The 19,684-nt window shown below is 71.9% G+C and carries 23 protein-coding genes; 14 read left to right on the plus strand and 9 right to left on the minus strand.

Annotation, left to right across the window (positions count from 1 at the left end; genetic code table 11):
* Window positions 1-24 precede the first annotated feature (24 nt).
* Window positions 25-456 carry an SRPBCC family protein gene (locus DQE82_RS18445; RefSeq protein ID WP_176722772.1) on the plus strand — a complete coding sequence of 144 codons (432 nt, stop codon included), beginning with the start codon at window positions 25-27 and terminating at the stop codon, window positions 454-456.
* 44 nt (window positions 457-500) lie between these two features.
* On the opposite strand, the gene DQE82_RS18450 is transcribed toward DQE82_RS18445, so the two are convergent.
* Entirely contained in the window at window positions 501-1,904 is a 1,404-nt protein-coding gene (locus tag DQE82_RS18450) for an NDP-hexose 2,3-dehydratase family protein (protein ID WP_064447364.1), read from the minus strand.
* 94 nt (window positions 1,905-1,998) lie between these two features.
* Here DQE82_RS18450 and DQE82_RS18455 point away from each other — a divergent pair, with 94 nt between their 5' ends.
* Window positions 1,999-2,724 carry a DUF899 family protein gene (locus tag DQE82_RS18455; RefSeq protein ID WP_199496031.1) on the plus strand — a complete coding sequence of 242 codons (726 nt, stop codon included), beginning with the start codon at window positions 1,999-2,001 and terminating at the stop codon, window positions 2,722-2,724.
* Between the two features lie 17 nt (window positions 2,725-2,741).
* Window positions 2,742-4,550 (plus strand): hypothetical protein, encoded by a 1,809-nt coding sequence (locus tag DQE82_RS18460; RefSeq protein ID WP_113973304.1) that lies wholly within the window; start codon window positions 2,742-2,744, stop codon window positions 4,548-4,550.
* A gap of 12 nt (window positions 4,551-4,562) precedes the next feature.
* On the opposite strand, the gene DQE82_RS18465 is transcribed toward DQE82_RS18460, so the two are convergent.
* Window positions 4,563-5,153 (minus strand): hypothetical protein, encoded by a 591-nt coding sequence (locus tag DQE82_RS18465; RefSeq protein WP_223201166.1) that lies wholly within the window; start codon window positions 5,151-5,153, stop codon window positions 4,563-4,565.
* A gap of 172 nt (window positions 5,154-5,325) precedes the next feature.
* On the opposite strand from DQE82_RS18465, the gene DQE82_RS18470 reads away from it, so the two are divergent.
* Entirely contained in the window at window positions 5,326-5,664 is a 339-nt protein-coding gene (locus tag DQE82_RS18470) for a hypothetical protein (protein ID WP_043325291.1), read from the plus strand.
* Between the two features lie 98 nt (window positions 5,665-5,762).
* Window positions 5,763-6,167: a DoxX family protein gene (locus tag DQE82_RS18475; protein WP_043325293.1), complete on the plus strand. Its 405-nt coding sequence runs from the start codon at window positions 5,763-5,765 to the stop codon at window positions 6,165-6,167.
* A 36-nt stretch (window positions 6,168-6,203) separates the two neighbouring features.
* Here the strand turns inward: DQE82_RS18475 and DQE82_RS18480 are convergent, their stop codons facing one another.
* Both DQE82_RS18480 and DQE82_RS18485 read right to left on the minus strand, forming a co-directional pair.
* Window positions 6,204-7,328, minus strand: coding sequence for a glycosyl hydrolase 53 family protein (locus DQE82_RS18480; protein ID WP_113973305.1), 1,125 nt, complete (start codon window positions 7,326-7,328; stop codon window positions 6,204-6,206).
* Window positions 7,329-7,339: 11 nt separating this feature from the next.
* Complete coding sequence (locus DQE82_RS18485) at window positions 7,340-8,515, minus strand: cellulose binding domain-containing protein (RefSeq protein WP_113973306.1); 1,176 nt, start codon at window positions 8,513-8,515, stop codon at window positions 7,340-7,342.
* Between the two features lie 203 nt (window positions 8,516-8,718).
* Between DQE82_RS18485 and DQE82_RS18490 the strand changes: the two genes are divergently transcribed.
* From DQE82_RS18490 to DQE82_RS18500, 3 genes are read left to right on the plus strand one after another with little or no spacing between them, the layout of a single operon-like run.
* The gene (locus tag DQE82_RS18490; RefSeq protein WP_069087883.1) at window positions 8,719-8,997 is read left to right on the plus strand and encodes a zinc ribbon domain-containing protein; all 279 of its coding nucleotides are present in this window, start codon (window positions 8,719-8,721) and stop codon (window positions 8,995-8,997) included.
* 21 nt (window positions 8,998-9,018) lie between these two features.
* Window positions 9,019-10,272 (plus strand): formamidase, encoded by a 1,254-nt coding sequence (gene fmdA / locus DQE82_RS18495; RefSeq protein ID WP_043325299.1) that lies wholly within the window; start codon window positions 9,019-9,021, stop codon window positions 10,270-10,272.
* Between the two features lie 13 nt (window positions 10,273-10,285).
* On the plus strand, window positions 10,286-10,615 hold the full coding sequence (locus DQE82_RS18500; protein WP_064447525.1) for a cupin domain-containing protein: 330 nt from the start codon (window positions 10,286-10,288) through the stop codon (window positions 10,613-10,615).
* Window positions 10,616-10,645: 30 nt separating this feature from the next.
* On the opposite strand, the gene DQE82_RS18505 is transcribed toward DQE82_RS18500, so the two are convergent.
* Window positions 10,646-11,482: a helix-turn-helix transcriptional regulator gene (locus DQE82_RS18505; protein ID WP_113973307.1), complete on the minus strand. Its 837-nt coding sequence runs from the start codon at window positions 11,480-11,482 to the stop codon at window positions 10,646-10,648.
* 103 nt (window positions 11,483-11,585) lie between these two features.
* Between DQE82_RS18505 and DQE82_RS18510 the strand changes: the two genes are divergently transcribed.
* Window positions 11,586-12,293, plus strand: coding sequence for an SDR family NAD(P)-dependent oxidoreductase (locus DQE82_RS18510; RefSeq protein WP_113973308.1), 708 nt, complete (start codon window positions 11,586-11,588; stop codon window positions 12,291-12,293).
* Between the two features lie 24 nt (window positions 12,294-12,317).
* On the opposite strand, the gene DQE82_RS18515 is transcribed toward DQE82_RS18510, so the two are convergent.
* Window positions 12,318-13,295: a phosphotransferase family protein gene (locus DQE82_RS18515; RefSeq protein WP_113973309.1), complete on the minus strand. Its 978-nt coding sequence runs from the start codon at window positions 13,293-13,295 to the stop codon at window positions 12,318-12,320.
* 169 nt (window positions 13,296-13,464) lie between these two features.
* Window positions 13,465-13,650 carry a hypothetical protein gene (locus tag DQE82_RS18520; protein WP_233514705.1) on the minus strand — a complete coding sequence of 62 codons (186 nt, stop codon included), beginning with the start codon at window positions 13,648-13,650 and terminating at the stop codon, window positions 13,465-13,467.
* Between the two features lie 48 nt (window positions 13,651-13,698).
* On the opposite strand from DQE82_RS18520, the gene DQE82_RS18525 reads away from it, so the two are divergent.
* From DQE82_RS18525 to DQE82_RS30535, 3 genes are all read left to right on the plus strand, one after another.
* Window positions 13,699-14,889, plus strand: coding sequence for an epoxide hydrolase family protein (locus tag DQE82_RS18525; protein WP_233514706.1), 1,191 nt, complete (start codon window positions 13,699-13,701; stop codon window positions 14,887-14,889).
* Between the two features lie 76 nt (window positions 14,890-14,965).
* Window positions 14,966-15,220 carry a hypothetical protein gene (locus tag DQE82_RS18530; RefSeq protein ID WP_113973311.1) on the plus strand — a complete coding sequence of 85 codons (255 nt, stop codon included), beginning with the start codon at window positions 14,966-14,968 and terminating at the stop codon, window positions 15,218-15,220.
* 372 nt (window positions 15,221-15,592) lie between these two features.
* Complete coding sequence (locus DQE82_RS30535; RefSeq protein WP_147265144.1) at window positions 15,593-16,387, plus strand: matrixin family metalloprotease; 795 nt, start codon at window positions 15,593-15,595, stop codon at window positions 16,385-16,387.
* A 167-nt stretch (window positions 16,388-16,554) separates the two neighbouring features.
* Here DQE82_RS30535 and DQE82_RS18540 read toward each other — a convergent pair whose 3' ends face one another.
* Complete coding sequence (locus tag DQE82_RS18540) at window positions 16,555-17,451, minus strand: hypothetical protein (protein WP_113973312.1); 897 nt, start codon at window positions 17,449-17,451, stop codon at window positions 16,555-16,557.
* Entirely contained in the window at window positions 17,448-17,831 is a 384-nt protein-coding gene (locus DQE82_RS18545) for a PadR family transcriptional regulator (protein ID WP_113973313.1), read from the minus strand. Before DQE82_RS18545 ends, DQE82_RS18540 begins: the two co-directional genes overlap by 4 nt.
* Before the next feature lie 91 nt (window positions 17,832-17,922).
* Here DQE82_RS18545 and DQE82_RS18550 point away from each other — a divergent pair, with 91 nt between their 5' ends.
* Window positions 17,923-19,170: an NAD(P)/FAD-dependent oxidoreductase gene (locus tag DQE82_RS18550; protein ID WP_113973314.1), complete on the plus strand. Its 1,248-nt coding sequence runs from the start codon at window positions 17,923-17,925 to the stop codon at window positions 19,168-19,170.
* 8 nt (window positions 19,171-19,178) lie between these two features.
* On the plus strand, window positions 19,179-19,655 hold the full coding sequence (locus DQE82_RS18555) for a MarR family transcriptional regulator (protein WP_233514707.1): 477 nt from the start codon (window positions 19,179-19,181) through the stop codon (window positions 19,653-19,655).
* Window positions 19,656-19,684 lie beyond the last annotated feature (29 nt).

Genomic DNA, 19,684 nt, shown 5'->3' on the forward strand with positions numbered 1-19,684 from the left:
CAACCGCCTGCCGTCACCGCGCAGATGCTCATCCGCAGGCCCGCCGCCGAGGTCTTCGAGGCGTTCGCGGACCCGGCGGTGACCACGAAGTTCTGGTTCACCAAGAGCAGCGGCCGGCTCGAACCCGGCGCCACCGTCACCTGGGACTGGGAGATGTACGGCGTCTCCACCGTCGTCACGGTCAAGGACGTCGAGAAGAACAGCCGCATCCTGGCCGAGTGGGACCCGGAGTCCCCCACCCAGCTCGAATGGCGGTTCCTGCCGGGCGAGGGTGACACGACGCTGGTCCGGGTCACCGAGACCGGCTTCGCCGGCAGCGCCGACCAGGCCGTGGCGAAGGCGATCGACTCGATGGGCGGGTTCACCATGGTGCTCTGCGCCTGCAAGGCGCTGCTGGAGCAGGGTGTGCTGCTCAACGCGGTCGGCGACGCCCACCCGACCGGCTTCGGCGACTGACCGCCGTCGCGGCGGGCGGACCGGGCGCGACCCGGTCCGCCCGCTCAGCCGGCGTCCAGCAGCCCGCGCAGGCAGGCGATCAGGCTGCGGGCCGAGACGTTCACGTAGTTGCTGTGCCGCAGCAGTTCCGAGAGCTGGTGCAGCGTCACCCAGCGGTACTGGTCGCTCTCCAGGTCGACGTCGTCGGTCTCCACCACCAGATAGCTGCTACGGGCCCGGTAGAGCCGTCCGCCCTCCTCGGAGAGGAGCGCGCGGAACCGGACCCGCTCCGGCGGCGCGCCGAGCACCTGGTCCAGGAAGGGCGGACGCGCGGCGGCGGGCAGGTAGTCGAGCGTGGCGGGCGTGCACTGGACCGTCGGCGCCAGTTCCACCACGTCGACGAAGCCCGGTTCGACCCGGGCGTGCGCCAGCACGTGCAGCACACCGTCGAGGCGGGTGGCCAGGAACGCCACCACCCCCTGGCCGCAGGGCCGCAGCATCGGCTGCGACCAGCTCGCCACCTCGCGCCCCTCGGCGTCCACGTCCACGCCGATGACCTCGAAGAACAGCCCACTGTCGTGTCGCAGGGAGACCTCGCCGAGATGCCACGCCGCCTGTCCGCGCAGCGCCGTCCGGTCGGCGTCCACCTCGGTCCGGCTGCGGACGTCGGTGATCCAGTGCAGCAGCTCGCCGGTGTGGTGCCGGCTGCCCGGCCCGGGCCGGCAGGAGCGGCGCAGCGCGGCCGTGAAGGCGTCCCCGGCCGGGCCGGCCGCCCGGGCCGTCAGCTCCGCCGGCAGGCACGAGAGCACGGTACGGATGTCCATGTTGACCAGGTCGTCGTGGCGCAGGAGCCGGTGCAGCTGGGCGAGGCTGAGCCAGCGGAACCCGGGCGGCGGCACGATGTCCTCGTCGGTGAGGACCACCATGTTGCGGTTGCGTTTGCGCAGGAACCAGGACCCGTGCTCGGACTGGCGGACGTCCACGAGCACCCGGCGCGGGTCCGGGTCGCGGAAGTGGTGCAGGAACGGCACCGGGCGGCCGCCGTGGACGCCGGTCCAGTTGCTCCGGGTGGCCTGGACGGTGGGCGCGAGCTGGTGGCCGTCCTGGTTGCCGGGCTCCGCCTTGGCCTGCACCAGCACCCGCAGCGTGTCGCCGTCGCGGCGGGCGAGCAGCCCGAGGATGCCCACCTCCGGCTGGTGCAGCACCGGCTGGTCCCAGCGGGGCACGGCCGCGCCCGGCACCTCGACGGAGAGCCCTTCCACCCGGAAGAACCGGCCGCTGCGGTGGGCCAGGACTCCGGTGTCGGCGTCCTGGCGCCAGCCGCGCAGGCCGGCCAGGGGCACGACGTCCACGCGCATCGGGGCCTGGCGGCGCCAGTCGGCGAGCCACTCGTGGATGTCGGCGTCGGGGTCGGCGGTGGCGAACCGGCCATGCTGCGGCAGCCCTGGTGGCGCGGTCGTCTCCGTCACGCGCGTACCCCCTCTGTCGGCACCTACCCGCTGATCACTTCTATATTCTATAGCGAATGGCCGGCGTTAGCGCGGGTCGAGGAAGGACGAGAGGATGACCGAGGACGCGAGCGCGCCGGCGCTGCCGATGTGGCCGGACGGCGCCGACGCCGGATACGTGGCCGCGCGGCTGCGCCTCGCCGAGGCCGAACGCCGCCTGTGTGACCAGATCGAACAGGTCGCCGCCGCCCGGCGGGAGCTGCCGCTCGGCGCGCCGGTGGCCGACGTCGCGCTCACCGAGGGACCGGCCGACCTGACCGCGCCCGGCCCGTTGCGCCCCGTCCGGCTGTCCGCGCTCTTCGGCGCGCACCGCACGCTCCTCGTCTACCACCTGATGTTCCACCCGGACGCCGACGCCGCCTGCCCGATGTGCTCGATGTGGGTGGACGGGTTCCACGGCGTCGCCCACCACCTCCAGCAGCACACCGCGTTCGTGGTGGTCGGCAAGGCCCCGGCGGAGAAGCTGCGCGCCTGGGGCGCCCGGCGCGGCTGGGCCGGCCTGCGGCTGCTCTCCAGCCACGGCACCGACTTCAACGCCGACCTGCGCGCCGAGCACCCGAACGGCGACCAGCGCCCGATGGTCAGCGTGCTGGTCCGCGACGGCGACGGCGTCCGGCACTTCTACAGCCAGCCGGCCAACTTCGTCGACGGCACCGAGCGCGGCATCGACCTGCTCTCCCCGGTGTGGAACGTGCTCGACCTGCTGCCGCGGGGCCGCGGCGACTGGTACGCCGCCAACACGTATCCCCCGGTTGCCGACCCGGCCGATCGACCGATGTGACAGCCGAGGAGACACGAGTGCCCGACCGCACCGCGACACCGCGTACCGCCGACGGTCGCCGGGGCGTACCCCGATCGGCCGGACGGCTCACCGGCGCGGCCCTCGCCGCAGTGGCGGCCACGCTGCTGGCGGCGGGGCCGGCCCACGCCGCGGACGGCGGCGGTGTCGCGCCGGCCGCCACCGGGTTCGCCGCGCTGCTCGCCCTCGCCGCGACGGCCACCACGGCCGGGCTTGTGCTGCTGCGACCGCTCGCCGCCCCGGCGCCCCGCCGCCTCACCGCCACGGCGGTGACCGCCGCCGTCGCGCACCTGCTCACCCTCGGCCTGGGCGGGGACGCCCCCGCCGCCGGAACGCTCGTGCTCGCGGCGGCCTGCCTCGCCCTGCCCGGGTGCGCCGGGCGGCGCGCGGTCGGCGTACCCCTGGCTCTGCTCGTGTCCGCCGGGGCCGGCCTGCTGGCGCTGCCCACCGCGACAGTCGCGGAGGCGACGGCCGCCGCCGGGCACGGGCTCGCCGCCGCGGTGCTGCTGGGCGGCGTCGCCACAGTGCTCGGCGCGGACTCGGCCCGGCGGCGCGTCGCCCACCGGGCGGCGCCCTGGATGCTCGCCGCCGTCACCGCCGAGGCGGCGGCCGGCGCGGTGCGGCTCGGTACCGACCACGCCGCCCTCGGCCCGGAAGGCCCCGGATGGGCCGGCCCGGCACGCTGGGTCTGCCTTGCGGTCGCCGTGGCCGGAGCCGTGGGCCTGGGCGCCGGCCTGCGACGCCGACGGCAGCCGGACCGGACGTTGCTGCGGGGACAGGCGGTCGTGCTGCCCGCGGTCGTCATCGTCGCCGCCACCGCGACCGCCGTGGCGCTGCCCGCGCCGCCCGGCCGCCCCGGCGCGCCGCTGCTCGTCGCAGTGGACAACGGCGGCCGGGGCCTCCCGCTGGTGGTGGCGCCGCAGCGGCCCGGCTGGAACCTCGTGCACGTCGGCGCGGAGGGAGTCTCGGTCGGGACGCGGGCGGACCGCCTCTCCCCCGCCGTCCGGCTGCCCGGTGCCACCAACGGCTGGGCCCTCGTACACCTTCCGCCCGGCCCGAGCCGGCTGCACGTCGCGTACGGCGGACGCCAGGCCGTGATTCGGCTGGACGCCGGGGCGGCCGACGCGCCCGGTCCCGACCTGCGCGGTCCGGACGGGCCGGAGTGCGTCAGCGCGGCCCTCGGCGTGCTCCTGCGGGACGACCCGCAGCCGCTGTCGCGCTGCCCCGCGGACGCCCTCACCTCCGGTGACCGCGAGGACCTCGACGCCACAGTCGCCTTCCTCGCGCCCCGGGCCGAGGGCGCCCTCGGCGTCGTGGGCGACTCCTCGGCCCGCTCCGTCGCGGCGGTCGCCGCCGTCACCGACGCCGCGCGCCGCGCCGGACTGCGTGTCGTACCCCCGGGGTCCGGACGGCATCCGACGCTCGTGGTCACCGGCTGGGCCGGGGCGGAGGCGGCGCTGCGCGACGCCGCGCGGGGGCCGGGCGCGGCGGCCGGCACCTATCTGGCGCCCTGGCTGCTCACCGCCGCGGTGCTGCGCCCCGCGACCGGGCAGATGCTCGCGCTCCGGTTCGACCCGCGCGCGGAGCCGGTGTCCCGGTACGTCGCGGAGCTGGCCCGCCGTTTCCCCGGCGAACCCGCCACCGTCTCCGGTTACCTGGCCTGGCAGGGCGGCTCACCCGCCGGGCCGGCCCGGATGTACGCGGCGGCTGCGGTCTCGCTGCCCGGCCCGGTGGCGCACGGCGGGCACGGCCGTTCCGGCTTCCTGCCCGGCGGCACGGTGACCGCGGTGACCGGCCCGCTCGGCTGAGCCGCGACCGCGCTACCGCCCGGGCGGACTCCCGATGATCTTCGGACCGTCCTCGGCGGGCCGCCGCACGTCCTGGTGGTAGTACGCCCGCAGTCCGGCCCGGGCGGCCGCCGGGGCCCCGAGCCAGCGGAGCAGGTTGCGGCCGTCACTGCGGGGCGAACTCCCCGGAACGAGATTGCCCAGGCCGAGCAGCGCTCCGACGAACGCGGCGCTGAACAGCGCCAGGCGCGTCGACACCGTTGCCGTGTGCGTCGCCACGACGACGAGCGCCGCGGCGGCGCCCAGGTTCGCCACCGGGCCGCCGAGATGGAACAGCGCCATCCGCAGCGGCAACGCCGGCATCGACGCCGACGGCCGGACCGACACCTCGTTGCGCCATCCGGTGAAGGGCGCGATGTGGACCGCGACGACCGGCAGGCGCAGCAGCTTCGCCGCGACGAGGTGGCCGCCCTCGTGCAGGGCGAGGTGCAGCCACAACGACAGGCAGGTGAGGCCGGCGGCGGCGATCGCACCCGTCAGGGACTCGGTGACGAGCAGCGCGAGCGCCATCGTCTCCACCGCCAGCAGCAGAGACGCGGCGACGAGCCGGCGGCGCAGCTTCACCGGGCGATGGTACGGCCTGATCGACCCATTGGGCGGCCCCGGAAATCGGATGCCTGGCCCGATCCATGATCAGCAGAATGGGGGCGTCCACCGGCGACGGGAGGTGACCGGCATGCCAGAGAGGCGTTAGTCCCGCGCATGGTGCGCGGGCGGCCGGAAGGGCGGTCGTCACATGGCCCGTACCGACATCCACCGACCCGAGCGTGTGCAGCAGCGGGATCCGTACCTGCGCCGCTGGTTCACCGACATCCACCGGCACCACCTGGGCGCCTGCGATCTGGCCGAGTTCCTCGCCGCGCCCGAGTGGATCCGCACCCGCTGCCACCGCGAGGTGTCGGCGCAGGCGCCCAACCTCTGCGGCTGCCGGCTCTGCACGTTCCAGTCCTGCCGCAGGCTCGGCCGCCGCCAGGAGCGCGTCGCCTGGCGTTCGATCCGCCGGCGACTGCTCGCCGAGCACCGGGGCGGCGAGCGCGATCTCGACGTGCCCCCGATCCGCGGCAAGGCCTGGTAGCGGTCCGCCGGATCACCGATGAGTTCACATGTCCTGTCCGGTCTCAGCTGGTGCATCCGTTCGGATGCACCAGCTGATTCTTCAGGAGGACGAGAGCCATGAGCGTTGTCGACACCACTCCCCCGCCCGTCGCCCGTGGGCTGCACCGCACGCTGTGGGTGCTCCAGGGTTTCCTCGGCGTCTTCTTCATCGTCGCCTCGGCCGGCCCCAAGTTGTTCGGCGAGACGAACACCGTCCAGTCCTTCGAGGACATGGGCGCAGCGCCCTGGTTCCGCTACTTCATCGGCCTGGTGGAGCTGGCCGGTGGCATCGGGCTGCTGGTGCCGCGGCTCGCCGGCCTGGCCGCCGTCGGGCTGGCGCTGCTCATGGTCGGCGCCGCCATCACCCAGGCGTTCATCCTGGACGGCGGCGCGCTGGTCATCACCCCGGTGGTGCTGTTCTTCCTGTTCGTGTTCATCGCCTGGGGCCGGCGCGACTCGATAGGCCGCCTCTTCAGGCGATGAGCAGGCGGGTGCACCCGGGGTGCGGCCGGCGGCCGGTCACGGCGTCCAGCGCACCCCCGGGTTCACCCGCCCGGACCAGTCGAAGACGGCCATGTTGTCCCAGCCGTTCCCGGTGCCGTTGATGTTCGCCGGGTCCCAGCCGTTGCCGGGGACGGCGTACCAGGTCGGCTCCCAGTAGAAGACCCCGATGGCGCCGGCGTTGCGGGCGGTGTTCTGGACCCAGTCGAACTGCTGGGCCTGCCCGGCCCAGGTCGCGCTGATCCCGTCGCAGGTGACGTCGCCGATGACGTTCGGCTGGCCGTCCGCGTCGTCCCGGGTGAACGGGTACGCGGTCTCCACGATCACCACCGGCTTCCCGTAGCGGTTCCGCAGGTCGACGATGTTGTTGTAGAGGTTCGCCAGGCTGCCGTGCCACATGCAGTAGTACGACAGCGCGGTCATGTCCCACTGCACGCCCTGGGCGCGGATGCCGTCGTAGAACCAGCGGGCGTTGGCGTTGCTGTCGGCGTTGGCGGTGTGGATCATGACCGGGATGCCGCCGCCGCAGGCCTTCACCGCGTTGTAGCCCTGCTTCAGCAGGCCGGCCAGCGGGGCGAAGTCGTTGTTGACGACCTTCCCCTCGTTCCACAGCATCCCGACGTTGATCTCGTTGCCGATCTGCACGCTGTCCGGCAGCGTGCCCTGCCCGCGCAGGGCGGCGCAGACGTCGTACGTGAAGGCGTACACGTCGTTGCGCAGCTGGCTCAGGCTGTGGCCGGCCCAGGCGGCCGGCTTGTACTGCTTGCCGGGGTCGGCCCAGGTGTCGGAGTAGTGGAAGTCGATGAGGACCTTGAGGCCCTTCGCCTTGGCCGCTCTCGCCTGGACCAGCACCTTGCTCTTGTTGTTGTAGCCGCTGGCCGGGTTGTTCCAGACGCGCAGCCGGACGTAGTTGACGCCGGCGGACCTGAGGATGTCCAGCGGGTCACGGGCGACCCCGCCCGCGTCGTAGTACTTCGCCCCCAGGTCCAGGCTGCGCTGCAACGACGAGACGTCCGCGCCCCGCATGCTCAGCGTGTTCGCGGCGGCGACGGGCGCCGGCGTACCCCCGATCGTGGTGGTGACGGCGAGGACGACGGCCGTGACGGCCCCGGCCAGGGCGCGGCGGCGGTGGCGTGTGGTCACAGGACTTCCTCTCAGCCGACTGTGCAGGGGGCGCCGTTGAGCGAGAAGCCGGTCGGCGGCGCGTCGCTGGCGCCCCACCGTCCCTGGAAGCCGAAGGTCGCGGATCCGTCCGGGGCGATGACGCGGTTCCAGTCGACGTTGCGGGCGGTCACCGTGGCGCCGGTCTGCCCGACCGTGGCGTTCCACGCGTTGGTGATCTGCTGGTCGCCGGGGAAGCCGAACGTGACGATCCAGCCGTCGACCGCCGCCGTCCCGGTGTTCTGGACCGTCACCGTGGCCACGAAGCCGCCGGCCCACTCGGACTGGTTCCGGTAGGTCACCCGGCAGGTCGAGGGCGGCGGTGGTGGCGGAGTGGTCGTCGTGGGCACGGTGACGGTGTTGGAGGCGATCGACACGTTGCCGGCGGCGTCCCGGGCCCGCACGTAGTACAGGGTGCGCAGCGGCGTCGACGGGGGCAGCGGCCCGGTGTACGTGGTCCCCGGCACGGTGGCGACGAGCGTCGAGGTGAACCAGCCGTCGAACCGGTAGACGTTGTACCCGAGCACGCCGACGTTGTCGGTCGACGGTGCCCAGGACAGCGTGGCGGTGGAGCCGGTCACCTCGCCGACTGTGAGGTTCTGCGGCGCGCTCGGCGGGGTGGTGTCCGGGCCGGTGTCGGTCACCGGGGTGACCACAGTCAGCGCGTCGGTGGCGGCCGAGCGGCGGCCGTCGCCGTCGCGGGCCGACACCCGGAACGAGTACTGCCGGCCCGGCTGGATGTAGTTGGTGATCGTGGTGGTGGTGACGTCGCCGAGGCTGAGGCTGTAGATCACGTCGTCGAACGCCTGGTAGTAGGTGATGTCGTACCCGACGACCGGGCAGCAGCCGCGCGTGGCGGCCGTCCAGGTGAGGGTGACCGAGGTGGTCCGCACCTGGGTGGCGGTCAGGTTCGTGGGCGGGCTCGGCGGGAACGGCGTGGTGCTGGGCGTGCTGGGCGTCGACGTGGGCGGCGAGACGGTCCCGGTCGGGTCCGCGACGGGCGCCGCGGCCCCGCCGGGCGCCGGTGCGACAGCGGGGTACGCGGCGCCGGCGCCCGCCGGCGGCACCGCGGTCAGGGCGGCGCCGAGCACCGCCGTGGACACCACGACGGCCGCCGGCAGACCCGGCCGCAGACGGCGCAGAAGTGAGGACGAGGAGACGGCAGCCATACGCCGACGATGCCGCCAACGCATCGATGATCGCCAACGTATCCCACACCTCGGTCGGGGCGGCAACCCGGCGACCAAGGCACCACCTTTGCCTGATTCGTCGTTTTGCGCCGCCTATCTGAGCAATCAGCCACAATCGGAGAGACAGGGTGAGCCGCTGCGGAACGGCCACCGCACACACGAAGGCTGGACGGGAATCGGCGATGGCCACCTTCGAGTACCGCTGCCCGCAGGACGGCAGCTTCGACGTCGTGATGCCCGTCGGCACCGCGGGCCCGTCGACGAGCTGCCCCCGATGTGACGGCCCGGCGACCCGGGTGTTCTCCGCGCCCCGGCTCACCCGCACGCCGGCGGCGCTGCGCGAGGCCATCGACCGGACCGAACGCAGCGCGGAACAGCCGGAGGTGGTCGGGCAGGTGCCCGGCCGTCGCCCGGCGCGCCGCTCGACGAACCCGGCCCACGCCCGACTGCCCCGATGGTGACCACGAGAAGGGCTCAAGACCGTGCCTGAACTGCTGTTCCCCCTCGACTCCACGAAGAGGTTCACCGACCAGGAGAAGGTCGGGCACAACCGCTGGCATCCCGACATCCCGCCCGTGGCGACGGTACGGCCCGGACAGTCGTTCCGCGTCCACTGCCGCGAGTGGTTCGACGGCGCGATCCACAACGACGACTCCGCCGAGGACATCCGGGACGCTCCGCTGACCCGGGTCCACGCGCTCAGCGGCCCGTTCGCCGTCGAGGGCGCCGAGCCGGGCGACCTGCTCATGGTCGACATCCTCGACATGGGCCCGATCCCGCAGGAGTCCGGTCCGCTGGCCGGTCAGGGCTGGGGTTACACGGGCATCTTCCCCACCGGCAACGGCGGCGGCTTCCTCACCGAACAGTTCCCCGACGCGTACAAGGCGGTCTGGGACTTCACCGGCCGCAAGGCCACCTCCCGGCACATCCCCGGGGTCTCGTTCACCGGGATCGCCCACCCGGGACTGATGGGCACCGCCCCGTCCGCGTCGCTGCTCGCGACCTGGAACCAGCGGGAGGGGGCGCTGATCGCCACCGCACCCGACCGGGTGCCGCCCCTGGCCCTGCCTCCCGAGCCGCAGGACGCGATCCTCGGCAGCCTCACCGGCGCCGACTTCGACCGGGTGGCCGCGGAGGCGGCGCGAACCGCGCCGCCTCGGGAGAACGGCGGGAACCAGGACATCAAGAACTTCACCGTCGGCAGCCGGGTCTTCTACCCCGTGTACGTGCCGGGCGCCAACCTGTCCCTCGGCGACCTGCACTTCTCCCAGGGCGACGGAGAGATCACCTTCTGCGGCGCCATCGAGATGGGCGGCTTCGTCGACCTGCACGTCGACCTGATCAAGAACGGCATGCAGACGTACGGCGTCGCCGAGAACACGATCTTCATGCCGGGTGACACGCCGCCGCAGTACTCCCAGTGGCTGGCCTTCTCCGGACTCTCGGTCACCCTCGACGGCGAACAGCGGTACCTCGACTCGCAGCTCGCCTACCAGCGCGCGTGCCTGCACGCCATCGACTACCTGACCCGCTTCGGCTACCAGCCGGAACAGGCGTACCTGCTGCTCGGCGCCGCACCGATCGAGGGCCGGCTCTCCGGCGTGGTGGACATCCCCAACTCCTGCGCGACCGTCTACCTGCCCACCGAGATCTTCGACTTCGACATCCGGCCCTCGGCCGCCGGTCCGACCCGGATCGACCCGGGCAAGGGCGCCCCGAAAGCCACCATGCCGTGAGCAGGTGACCCTCGTGCAGAAGTCATCCCTGACCGCACTGGCCCGCGAACAGCTCAAGCTCGCGCACGCCTCCTCCAGCGGCCGCAGCAGCTCCACCGTCTACGGCGGCCACGAGCACAGGCTCCGCCAGACGGTGATCGCGCTGACCGCCGGCCAGGCGCTCGGCGAGCACGAGAACCCCGGCGAGGCCACCGTCCACGTGCTGCACGGCCGGGTCCGGCTCGGCGCCGGCGAGACGTCCTGGGACGGCGCACCCGGCGATCTGCTGATCGTGCCGGACCGCCGGCACACGCTGGAGGCACTGGAGGACGCCGCGGTGCTGCTCACCGTCGCCAAGCGCTGACGATGCCACGGCGTCCCGGGCGAGTGGCGGCTAGCCGACCAGGGCCTGGGTGCCAAGCACGGTGAGCAGGGCGAGGCGGTCGGCGTCCTCGGTGCCGGGCTCGGCCGTGTAGATCATGATGCGCAGGTCGCTGCCCGCCACGGTGAGCACGTCGCAGTCCAGCGTCAGCGGGCCGACGTTCGGGTGGTCGATGGTCTTGCGGGCGGCCTCGTGGCGGCCGACCGCGCCGGACTTCCACAGTTTCGCAAACCGGTCGCTGCCGGCCCGCAGCTCCGCGATGAGCCGCCGGAGCCGCTGGTCGGCCGGGTAGCAATCCGCCGCCGCGCGCAGGTCGGCGACCAGCGCCGTCTCGAACGCTCGCAGTGACTGCGGCGTGTGCCGGGCCCGGGTGCCCGGGCCCAGGAAATGCCGCCAGACCGCGTTGCGCTGGTGACCACGCCACCCGGACGGATCCCCCATCAACGCCGCATATGGCACGTTGGCCACGAGCAGCGTCCAGGACGCGTCGTAGACGGCGACGGGCGTACCGGCCAGCCGGTCCAGCATCCGCTGGACGCTCGGGGTGAGGTGCGCGGGCACCGTCTCCGCGCCCGGCGGCGCCAGCCCGGCCAGCCGGAACAGGTGGGCGCGCTCGGTCGCCGACAGTCGCAGAGCCCGGGCCAGGGCTTCGACCACCTGCCCCGACGGGTGGGACGCGCGGCCCTGTTCGAGCCGGGTGACGTAGTCCACGGAGACCCCGGCCAGCAGCGCCAGCTCTTCCCGACGCAGGCCGGCCGTACGCCGGTGCCCGCCGGCCGGCAGCCCGGCGGCAGCGGGCGGGACCCGGTCGCGCCAGCGGCGCACCGCCTGCCCGAACTCCGTCGCCATGCCCCCCAGTGTGCGCCGCCGAGCTGGGGCGTTGCCTGGTACCGGCAGTCCCAGGAAAACCGGACGACTGGGTCACCGCGCCGCCGCGCCGCAGCATGGAGCCATGACCACGACATTGATCACCGGAGCGAACAAGGGACTCGGCTTCGAGACCGCCCGTCGGCTCGTCGCAGCCGGCCACACCGTCTACGTCGGCAGCCGGGACGCCGGACGCGGGCGCCGCGCCGCCGAGCTGCTAGGTGCCCGGGCCGTCCAGCTCGACGTCACCGACGGCGCGTCAGTGGCGGCCGCGGCGCGAGCCGTCGAGGCGGACGGAGGGCTGGACGTCCTGATCAACAACGCGGGCGTCGAGGGCCGGGGCGCCGGCAACCGGGTGATCGGCGCCGCGGAGGTGACCGCCGACATGATGCGGGAGACGTTCGAGACGAACGTCTTCGGCACCGTCCGTGTCACAGGCGCGTTCCTGCCGCTGCTGCAGCGCTCGGCGGCCCCGGTCATCGTCAATCTCAGCAGCGGGCTGGCCTCGCTGACCCGGGTCACCGACCCGGGCACCCCGGCGTACGCGTACCCCGGTGTCGCCTACCCGGCCTCGAAGGCCGCGGTCAACATGATCACCGTGCAGTACGCGAAGGCGTTCCCGAACATGCGGATCAACGCGGTCGAGCCCGGTTTCACCAGGACCGACCTGAACGGGAACACCGGGATCCAGACCGTCGAGCAGGGCGCCGAGATCATCGTCCGGATGGCACTGGTCGGCCCCGACGGCCCCACCGGCGGCTACTTCGACGCCGAGGGCCCGCTCCCCTGGTAGACCGGCGGCCGACTGAGGCTGCCGTCAGGTCGCGGCGAGCGCCTTGGTGATGTTCCACTCGGCCAGGTCGAGCATCCACTTCCGGTCCGGGAAGTCGGTGTCCGCGATCCGCAGTGGCCCTTCGATCAGGGACAACGTCTGCGCGTACCGGTAGAGCTCCAGCCGGTGGGGATCGAGATCGACCGGACGCAGCGCCGAATACGCTTCGCCGAAGCGCATCTGCAGCCAGGCATGATCCCATTCGACATCGAAGTACGTCAGCCCCTCGAAATCGATCATGACGGCCTCGCGGGCCGGCGTGACGAGAACGTGGTCCGGGCCGAGTTCACCGTGCACCAGCCCGTACTCCACGCGTGGGGCGACCGCGCTCCTGAGATGGCGTACGTGGGCGGCGATCCGGTGATGGGCGTCGGCCAGCCGGGCGTCGCGGGCCGCTGCCGCGTCGAGGTGGCCGAGCGCTCGGTCGACGACAACGTCCTCCGTGCGCCGCGTCTGGGACGCCTCACCTCGCGCGACGGCCGCGACCTTGCCGTAGTGCGGTCCGAAGGCGGTGTGCATGCGGCGCAGGGCATCGCCGAGCGCGGACAGCGGCCTGGCGGCGGTGGCCGGATCGTGTTCCAGCACCGCCTCCAGCCGTCGCGCGCCGGCGTCCTCGACGAGCGCGATGTCGGCCTCGAGGTGACGGCCGTCCCGGTCGATCATCATCAGATGCGGGACACGCACACCTGCCGCGGTGAGCGCCGCGTGACCGGCGGCGAAGAGATCCGCGCCCGACGCATCGGTGAACGGGTCGTCCGGGACGGTCGGTGACGGGGGCCAGTAGTTCTCGTCCGCGGCCCACACGTACAGCATCACTGTTGTCCGGTCGTCCAGCCGGAGCCGGTAGACGCCCTTCTTGGTGCCGCCCGTCAGCCGGTCCAGGGCAGCGAGCCGCCGGTCGGAGCCGAACTGGTCCGACACGAGGTCGTGCAGATCGTCCGGCTGCAGGAAGGTCCGCGTCATGGCCGCCTCTCGTCAGATCGAGGCAGCCAGGCTGCCAGGCCGGGGCAGCGGCACACAACCGAGTTGACGCAGCGGACTTCGCGGACCGGCCCGCCCCGGTGCTGACCGTGTTCGCGCTGCTGATGCAGGTCGGCTTCATCGGTGGTGCCACCGAGCAGCCGGCGCTCCCTCAGATGTTGGAGCCGTCCGGCGGCAGCCCGGGCGGTGGCTGCGGGGATCCGCCCCGGCCGGCAGCCGGTGGACAGGACATGCCCAGGGTGTAGGCCGTCATGGACAACGAGCCGTAGGCGTAGCCGTCGACGAGGACCTCGGTGTCGGGGGTGTCCATGGCGGCGGCCAGACCGGCGAGATACAACGCCGGGACGAAGTGATCCGGTGTCGGTACCGCACGGCGGAAGTCCCCGTGGGCGTCGAGGTCGCGTACTCGCCCGGATCGGAGATCGAGTCTGCAGCCTGCCCATTCGGGCGGCTGCCGAGTGACTCCTTGCGATGGAATCATGATCAGGTGACGCCCTTCCACATCGATGTGCCCGAAGCCGTCCTGGACGACCTGCGGGCTCGGCTCTCGCGGACAAGGCTCGCGCCGGCCGCCCCAGGAGAGCCGTGGGGCGCCGGCACCGACCCTGCGTACCTGGCAGATCTGGTGCGGTACTGGCTCGACGGATTCGACTGGCGTGCGGTCGAGCGTGCCCTCAATCGGCACCCTCAGTTCGTCACCACGGTCCGAGGCGCGCCGGTCCACTTCGTTCATGTCCGCTCGGCATCGCCCGACGCCACGGCGCTGATCCTGACCCATGGCTGGCCCAGCACGTACACGGAGATGCTGCCCCTGGTGTCCCGGCTCGCAGACTTCGACCTCGTCATACCGAGCCTGCCGGGCTTCGTCTTCTCCGGGCCACTCGCCGAGGGCCCGACGACCGAGCCGGCTGTCGCGGACGTGTGGGCTGAGCTGATGACCCGTCTGGGCTACGACCGCTTCGGCGCCTACGGTGGCGACATCGGGTCCGGCGTGTCGACGTGGCTCGGCGCCCGCCACGCAGATCGGGTCATCGGGGTCTTCTCGCAGCACATCAAGTTCCCGCCGGCGGACCGCAGGGGCGACCTCAGCCCAGCCGAGGAGGCGTTCGTCGCCATGCTCGACGCGAAGGCCCAGGATGACTGGGGCTACGGAATCATCCAGGAGACACGGCCCGACACCCTTGCGGCCGCGCTGAGCGACTCGCCGTCCGGACTGGCCGCATGGATCATCGAGAAGTACCAGCGCTGGAGCGACTGCGGCGGCGACATCTCCCGCCGGTTCGGCTTCGACGAACTGCTGACCACCGTGATGCTGTACTGGGTCACCAACTGCATCGGCACGTCCTTCCGGCCCTACCGTGACGACCGCCTGGCCCCACCACTGCCGATCGTCGCCGTGCCCGCCGGTATCACGGTCAGCGTGGAGGACGCCGGCCTGCCCCGGTCGTTCGCCGAACGCACCTACGCCAACCTCACCCACTGGCGCGAGCCCACCGTCGGCGGCCACTTCTTCGCCCAGGAAGAGCCCGACGTGCTCGCTGCCGACCTGCGCGCCTTCTTCAGCGCGCTGCGGTGATCCAGTAGCTCAACCGGCGGCGCCGCCGACCCGGACCGGAACCTGGTGGTGCCAGCTGGCGCGCCGCAGGAGCCGGGTGGCTGCGATCGTCGCCGCCCACGTCGACCAGCTACGCGCCCGCCGCTCGGAGATGGCGCGCGGGCATGCTGCGGCAGCCGGCGCGGAAACGACCAAAGAGGCCGCCGCCTCCGTCCGCCCGAAGGCAGGTGGAGGCGGCGGCCTCATCGCGTACGGGGTTATCAGGAGCGTCACGCTGAACAGCCCTCTGTCGCTCGTGCCGCCGAAGCTCCTGCGTGGACACATGATCGACCAGACGCAATTTCCGCACTGAGGAGCTTCCTGCTGCCTCGTCCTGTCCAGTTGTCGCGCACGGGCGAAGGACCTGAATCTTGACTAAGGTAACCCGGCCTCGTACAGTGTCCAGATATCCAAAAATTTAAGACTATGTCTCTCAACGGGGGTTGGGTGTTCCATGGCTCGAAAAGAAGGCCGTAGTAGGTCAGTTGGCACCGTAATCGCATTAACCGCTTTGATGCCTGCGGTCGCTTTGATGCCGACGACGCCGTCGTTCGCTGCCGAGATTCCATGCAGCTCAACCTTGTCACCAAGCGAGATCAAGTCGGTCGGCACTTCTTGCCAATTGGCTTCGGACACCGTCGTCCGAGTCGCCGAGGGTCTCGAGGTTGCAGTTCCGGAGCCAGGCATGGTCGCCATCGTGCAGGTTCTGCGGACGCCCGGCTCGACGGGCCCGAGCGCTGCTTCTGTCTATCGGGCGACCGACGGTCAGCTGGCGTTGCAGATCGACGAGACGCCCGCGCTTGGATCCACTGCCACAGCGGGCGCTCTCAAGCGCATCCTCGCCAAACGCGCAGAACCAGCCACCAAGCACCCAGAACCAGCCGGGGCAGCGAAGACTCAGTCATCTGGGCTCGCAGCTGTGCCTGCGTACTGCGGAAGCTCCTACGAATACAACTTCAGCGGCGGCGTATGGCAGCAATCTGTGTTTCCGTGGACCTACAACAGCCGGTCGCAGCCGGCCTCGGACGCGCTTCAAGCCATCAAGTACGGCTTCCAATTCATAACTGACACTTCTTCCGCATGCGGCACGTACTACACGTTCGCCTTCGCCGACTATCGAGGGTCAACCACCCGCTACACGTGGGGAACGAGGGACAACGGAAATGTAGTCGGATGGGCCGGATTTGATCCGGACATCTTGGGAGCCACCTACTCGTGGGTCGACGGCTCCGGCCTCAGAGTAGAGGTCGACATAGCATTCAACAACCGGGTCACGAACTGGTTCACCGGCCTTTCCGGGACTGTCCCTGCGGGGCGTTTCGACCTCATCTCCGTTGCCACGCATGAGGCTGGGCACGGCTTTGGCTTGGCGCACTACACGGGCAGCTCTTATCCGGTGATGTTCCCGACGCTCGGCACGGGAGTGAATAAGCGAGTCAAGCGAAGCGGTGATCTTACCGGGATGGGCACCTTGTACTGACAGGCAAGCCGTAGTACTCCGGCGTCGCTCGGCTTCGGCGTTGGGTGTGGCGAGCCATGAGGACGGCCACCGCACGTTCATCGATGGTCTGAGGACCGCCGATGAACGTGCGGTGGCCGTGTGCCACAGTCGGCTACAGATCCCTGCCGGCCGCCGTTGTGGACCGGTCAGGCTCGGGTGCGCTGCCGCTGCCGGGTCGACACGACCGCGACGACAGCCATCAGGACCGCGACGACCAGGGACGGCAGGGCGTCCGGCCGGAGCAGCAACTCCCCCGTCAACCCGCTGTTGTCCAACTGGTGGAGCGTACCCAGCAGGAGGGTGGGGACGACGGCGATCAGCAGCCGCTGGTCGGCCGTGGCCACCCACAGGAATGCGGCAATCCCGGCGACGACCATGACGGCGACGACGATCCGCGGACCGGCGTCGGCCATGCGGAGGCCGCCCGCGGGGATGAGATGCAGGGCGAGGATGCCGGCGGTGACCAGGACGGCGTTGGCCCGGGGCGCCGGCGGCACGTCCGCCGGGCGCCGCAGCCCCAGCACGATCAGCGGCGCGGCGACGACCGGCGCCCACCACTGCGGCAGGCCGTTGAGGAACAGGTACTGCGAGATCACGGTCGGCACCACCGCCGCGGTCACCGCCAGAACGGCGGCGGTACGGGCGCGGCCCGCGACGAGCGCCACCAGCGCGGCGATCAGCACGATCTCGTGGATGCCCTGATTCCGCAGGACGGTCAGAGGGTCCGAGAGTCCGCCGAACTGGAACGCCTCGACGATGTCGTCCAGGCCGATGAGGACACCCAGCGCCAGCACCGCGAGGGCGCCGAGGTGGATGCCCTGCCAGAACAGCACGGCGGTGGGCCGGGGCGCGGCGCCGCCGCCGTACACCCGCAGGCCGCCCCGGACGAGCGAGGCCGCCTCCCGGGCGCTGGGCCAGCGGCGGGTGGTGGGTTCGTCGCCGATCAGCGTGTCGATCAGCTCGTCGGCGCGTTCGCGGCGGTAGTCGGCGGGGTAGGCCCGCAGCAGCATCCGGTAGCGCTTCTCCAGGACATCGGAACTCATGCTGGTCTGATCCTCGCGGTAGAAGGGTGACGGGCACTTGCCTGCGATGAGACCCGGCGCGGCAGGCGGTCCATGACCACCCGGGCGGCCTGGGCGAGCCGGTCGGCCTCTTCGGTGAGTACGAGACAGCCCTCGTCGGTGAGCCGGTAGTAGCGACGGGCACGCCCGTTGACGATCTCCTCACCGTCGGCGGTGACGAGGCCCTCGCCGAGCAGCCGGTCGATCACGGAGTACAGCGATCCGGCGGCGAGGGTCACCCGCCCGTCGGACAGCTCCTTGACCCGCTTGATCACGGCATAGCCGTGGAGCGGCCCGCCGAGCAGAGCGGCGAGGACGAAGTACGACGGTTCCCGTAGCGCGGGACGCGAAGCCGATCCCATGAGCCGAATATACAACCTACTTGAGTATCCGTCCAAGGTGACTGTTCACAGTGACCCTTGCCCAAATTATCTTAATGATTAAGGTAATTGCATGAGCGCATCGACGGACTTCTCGGTGGCGATCGCCGGCGCCGGCCTCTCCGGCCTCTGCCTCGCCCAGTACCTGACGCGCGCCGGCATCGACGTGCACGTCTACGAGCGGGACCCGGGCCCCTTCATCCGGCGGCAGGGTTACCGGATCATTCTCGACCGGTACGGGCTGGAGGCGCTTCGCGAGAGCCTGCCCCGCTCGCTCTACCACCTGGCGCTGGCCACCGGCGACGAGCCCGGCGGTCACCTGCGCTTCACCAACAGCCGGCTGCGGGACGCCTTCACCATCACGTTCAAGGACGAGCCGGGCGCGACCCGCCAGGTCGACCGGCTGACCCTGCGGTCGATCCTGCAGTCCGGGTTGAACGGGCGCATCCACTACGGCAAGGACGCCGTCGCGGTGGAGAGCGGCGGCCCGGCAGGGCTTCGACTGCGGTTCTCCGACGGCGAGGCCGCCGCGGCAACCGTCGTGGTGGGCGCGGACGGCGTCGGCTCGGCCCTGCGACCGCAGCTCATGCCGGACGCGGACCCGGCGAACACCTCGATGGCGGGCATCTACGGCCGCTCTCCCCTGCTGCGCAACGGCGAGAGCGTCATCCCCGACGCACTGCGTACCAGCGGGGTCCTGGCCATCGCCGACCGGCCCGGCAGCGCCTTCTTCTTCACCTCCATGCGGTTCGGCGAGAGCCCGCAGGCGGCGTTCGCACGCCTGGCCCCGGGCAACTACGCGCCCAGCGGCGACGACTACGTCATGTGGGGCCTGCTGCTCCGGCAGGAGGAACTGCCGGCCGACGTTCGCGGGAACCTGCTGGCGCTGTGGAAACTGGCCGACCGATTGAGTACGGACTTCCATCCGCTCATCCGGCGCCTGGTCGACACCGCCGAGCTGGACGCCACGGTGCTCAACCTCTTCGCCACCGGCCGACGGCCGCACCGGTGGGCGGTGCCACGGGCCACGATGATGGGTGACGCCGTACACGTCATGCCACCGTTCGGCGCCCACGGCGGCAACACCGCGCTCCGCGACGCCGCCCTGCTCGGCCGCCGGCTGGTCGAGGCGCGGGCGGGCGCCACCTCGGCGGAGGAGGCGATCGCCGCCTACCAGGACGAGATGACGGACTACGCCTTCCGCGCCGTCGACACCGCCTCCGGGCTGATGCGCCGCCTCACCGGGGGCGCGGCCGCGCCACACTGGGTGCTGACCCGCGTGCTACCTCGGCTGCACCGGGTCACCGTGCCGGAGGCATGATTGCCCGCATGTCCCACGATCCGGCCCGCGCCTCCGCGATCACCGACCTCATGCGCGCCGGGCGGGAGACGTCGCGGCTGTCCATGGTGTTCCGGTACGCCATCGCGGAGCGGCTGGGCCTCGCCGTGAGCGACCTGGAGTGCCTGGACTACCTGGCGGACATCGGCTCCGCCACCGCGGGGCAGATCGCCGAGCGGACCAGCCTCACCACCGGTGCGGTCACCAGCATGCTCCGCCGGCTCCAGCAGGCCGGTTACGTGACGGCCGAGCGCGACCCGGCAGACCGGCGGCGGGTCGTCGTCACCATACGGCCGGAGCGGATCGCCGACCTGGAGCGGCCGTACGAGCGTTTCGCCGAGCGGGCGGAACGGCTCGTCGAGGGCTACAGCGCCGAGGAGATCCGGCTGCTGGTCCGGCACCACGACCGCCTGCAGGCGATGTACCTCGCCGAGTTGGACCACCTCCGCGACGGCGACACCGCGTAGCCCGGCCGTCGCCCGTGACGACGGCGCGC

Origin of the sequence: Micromonospora sp. LHW51205 (assembly GCF_003315815.1) — a bacterium.
Lineage (GTDB): Bacteria > Actinomycetota > Actinomycetes > Mycobacteriales > Micromonosporaceae > Micromonospora > Micromonospora chalcea.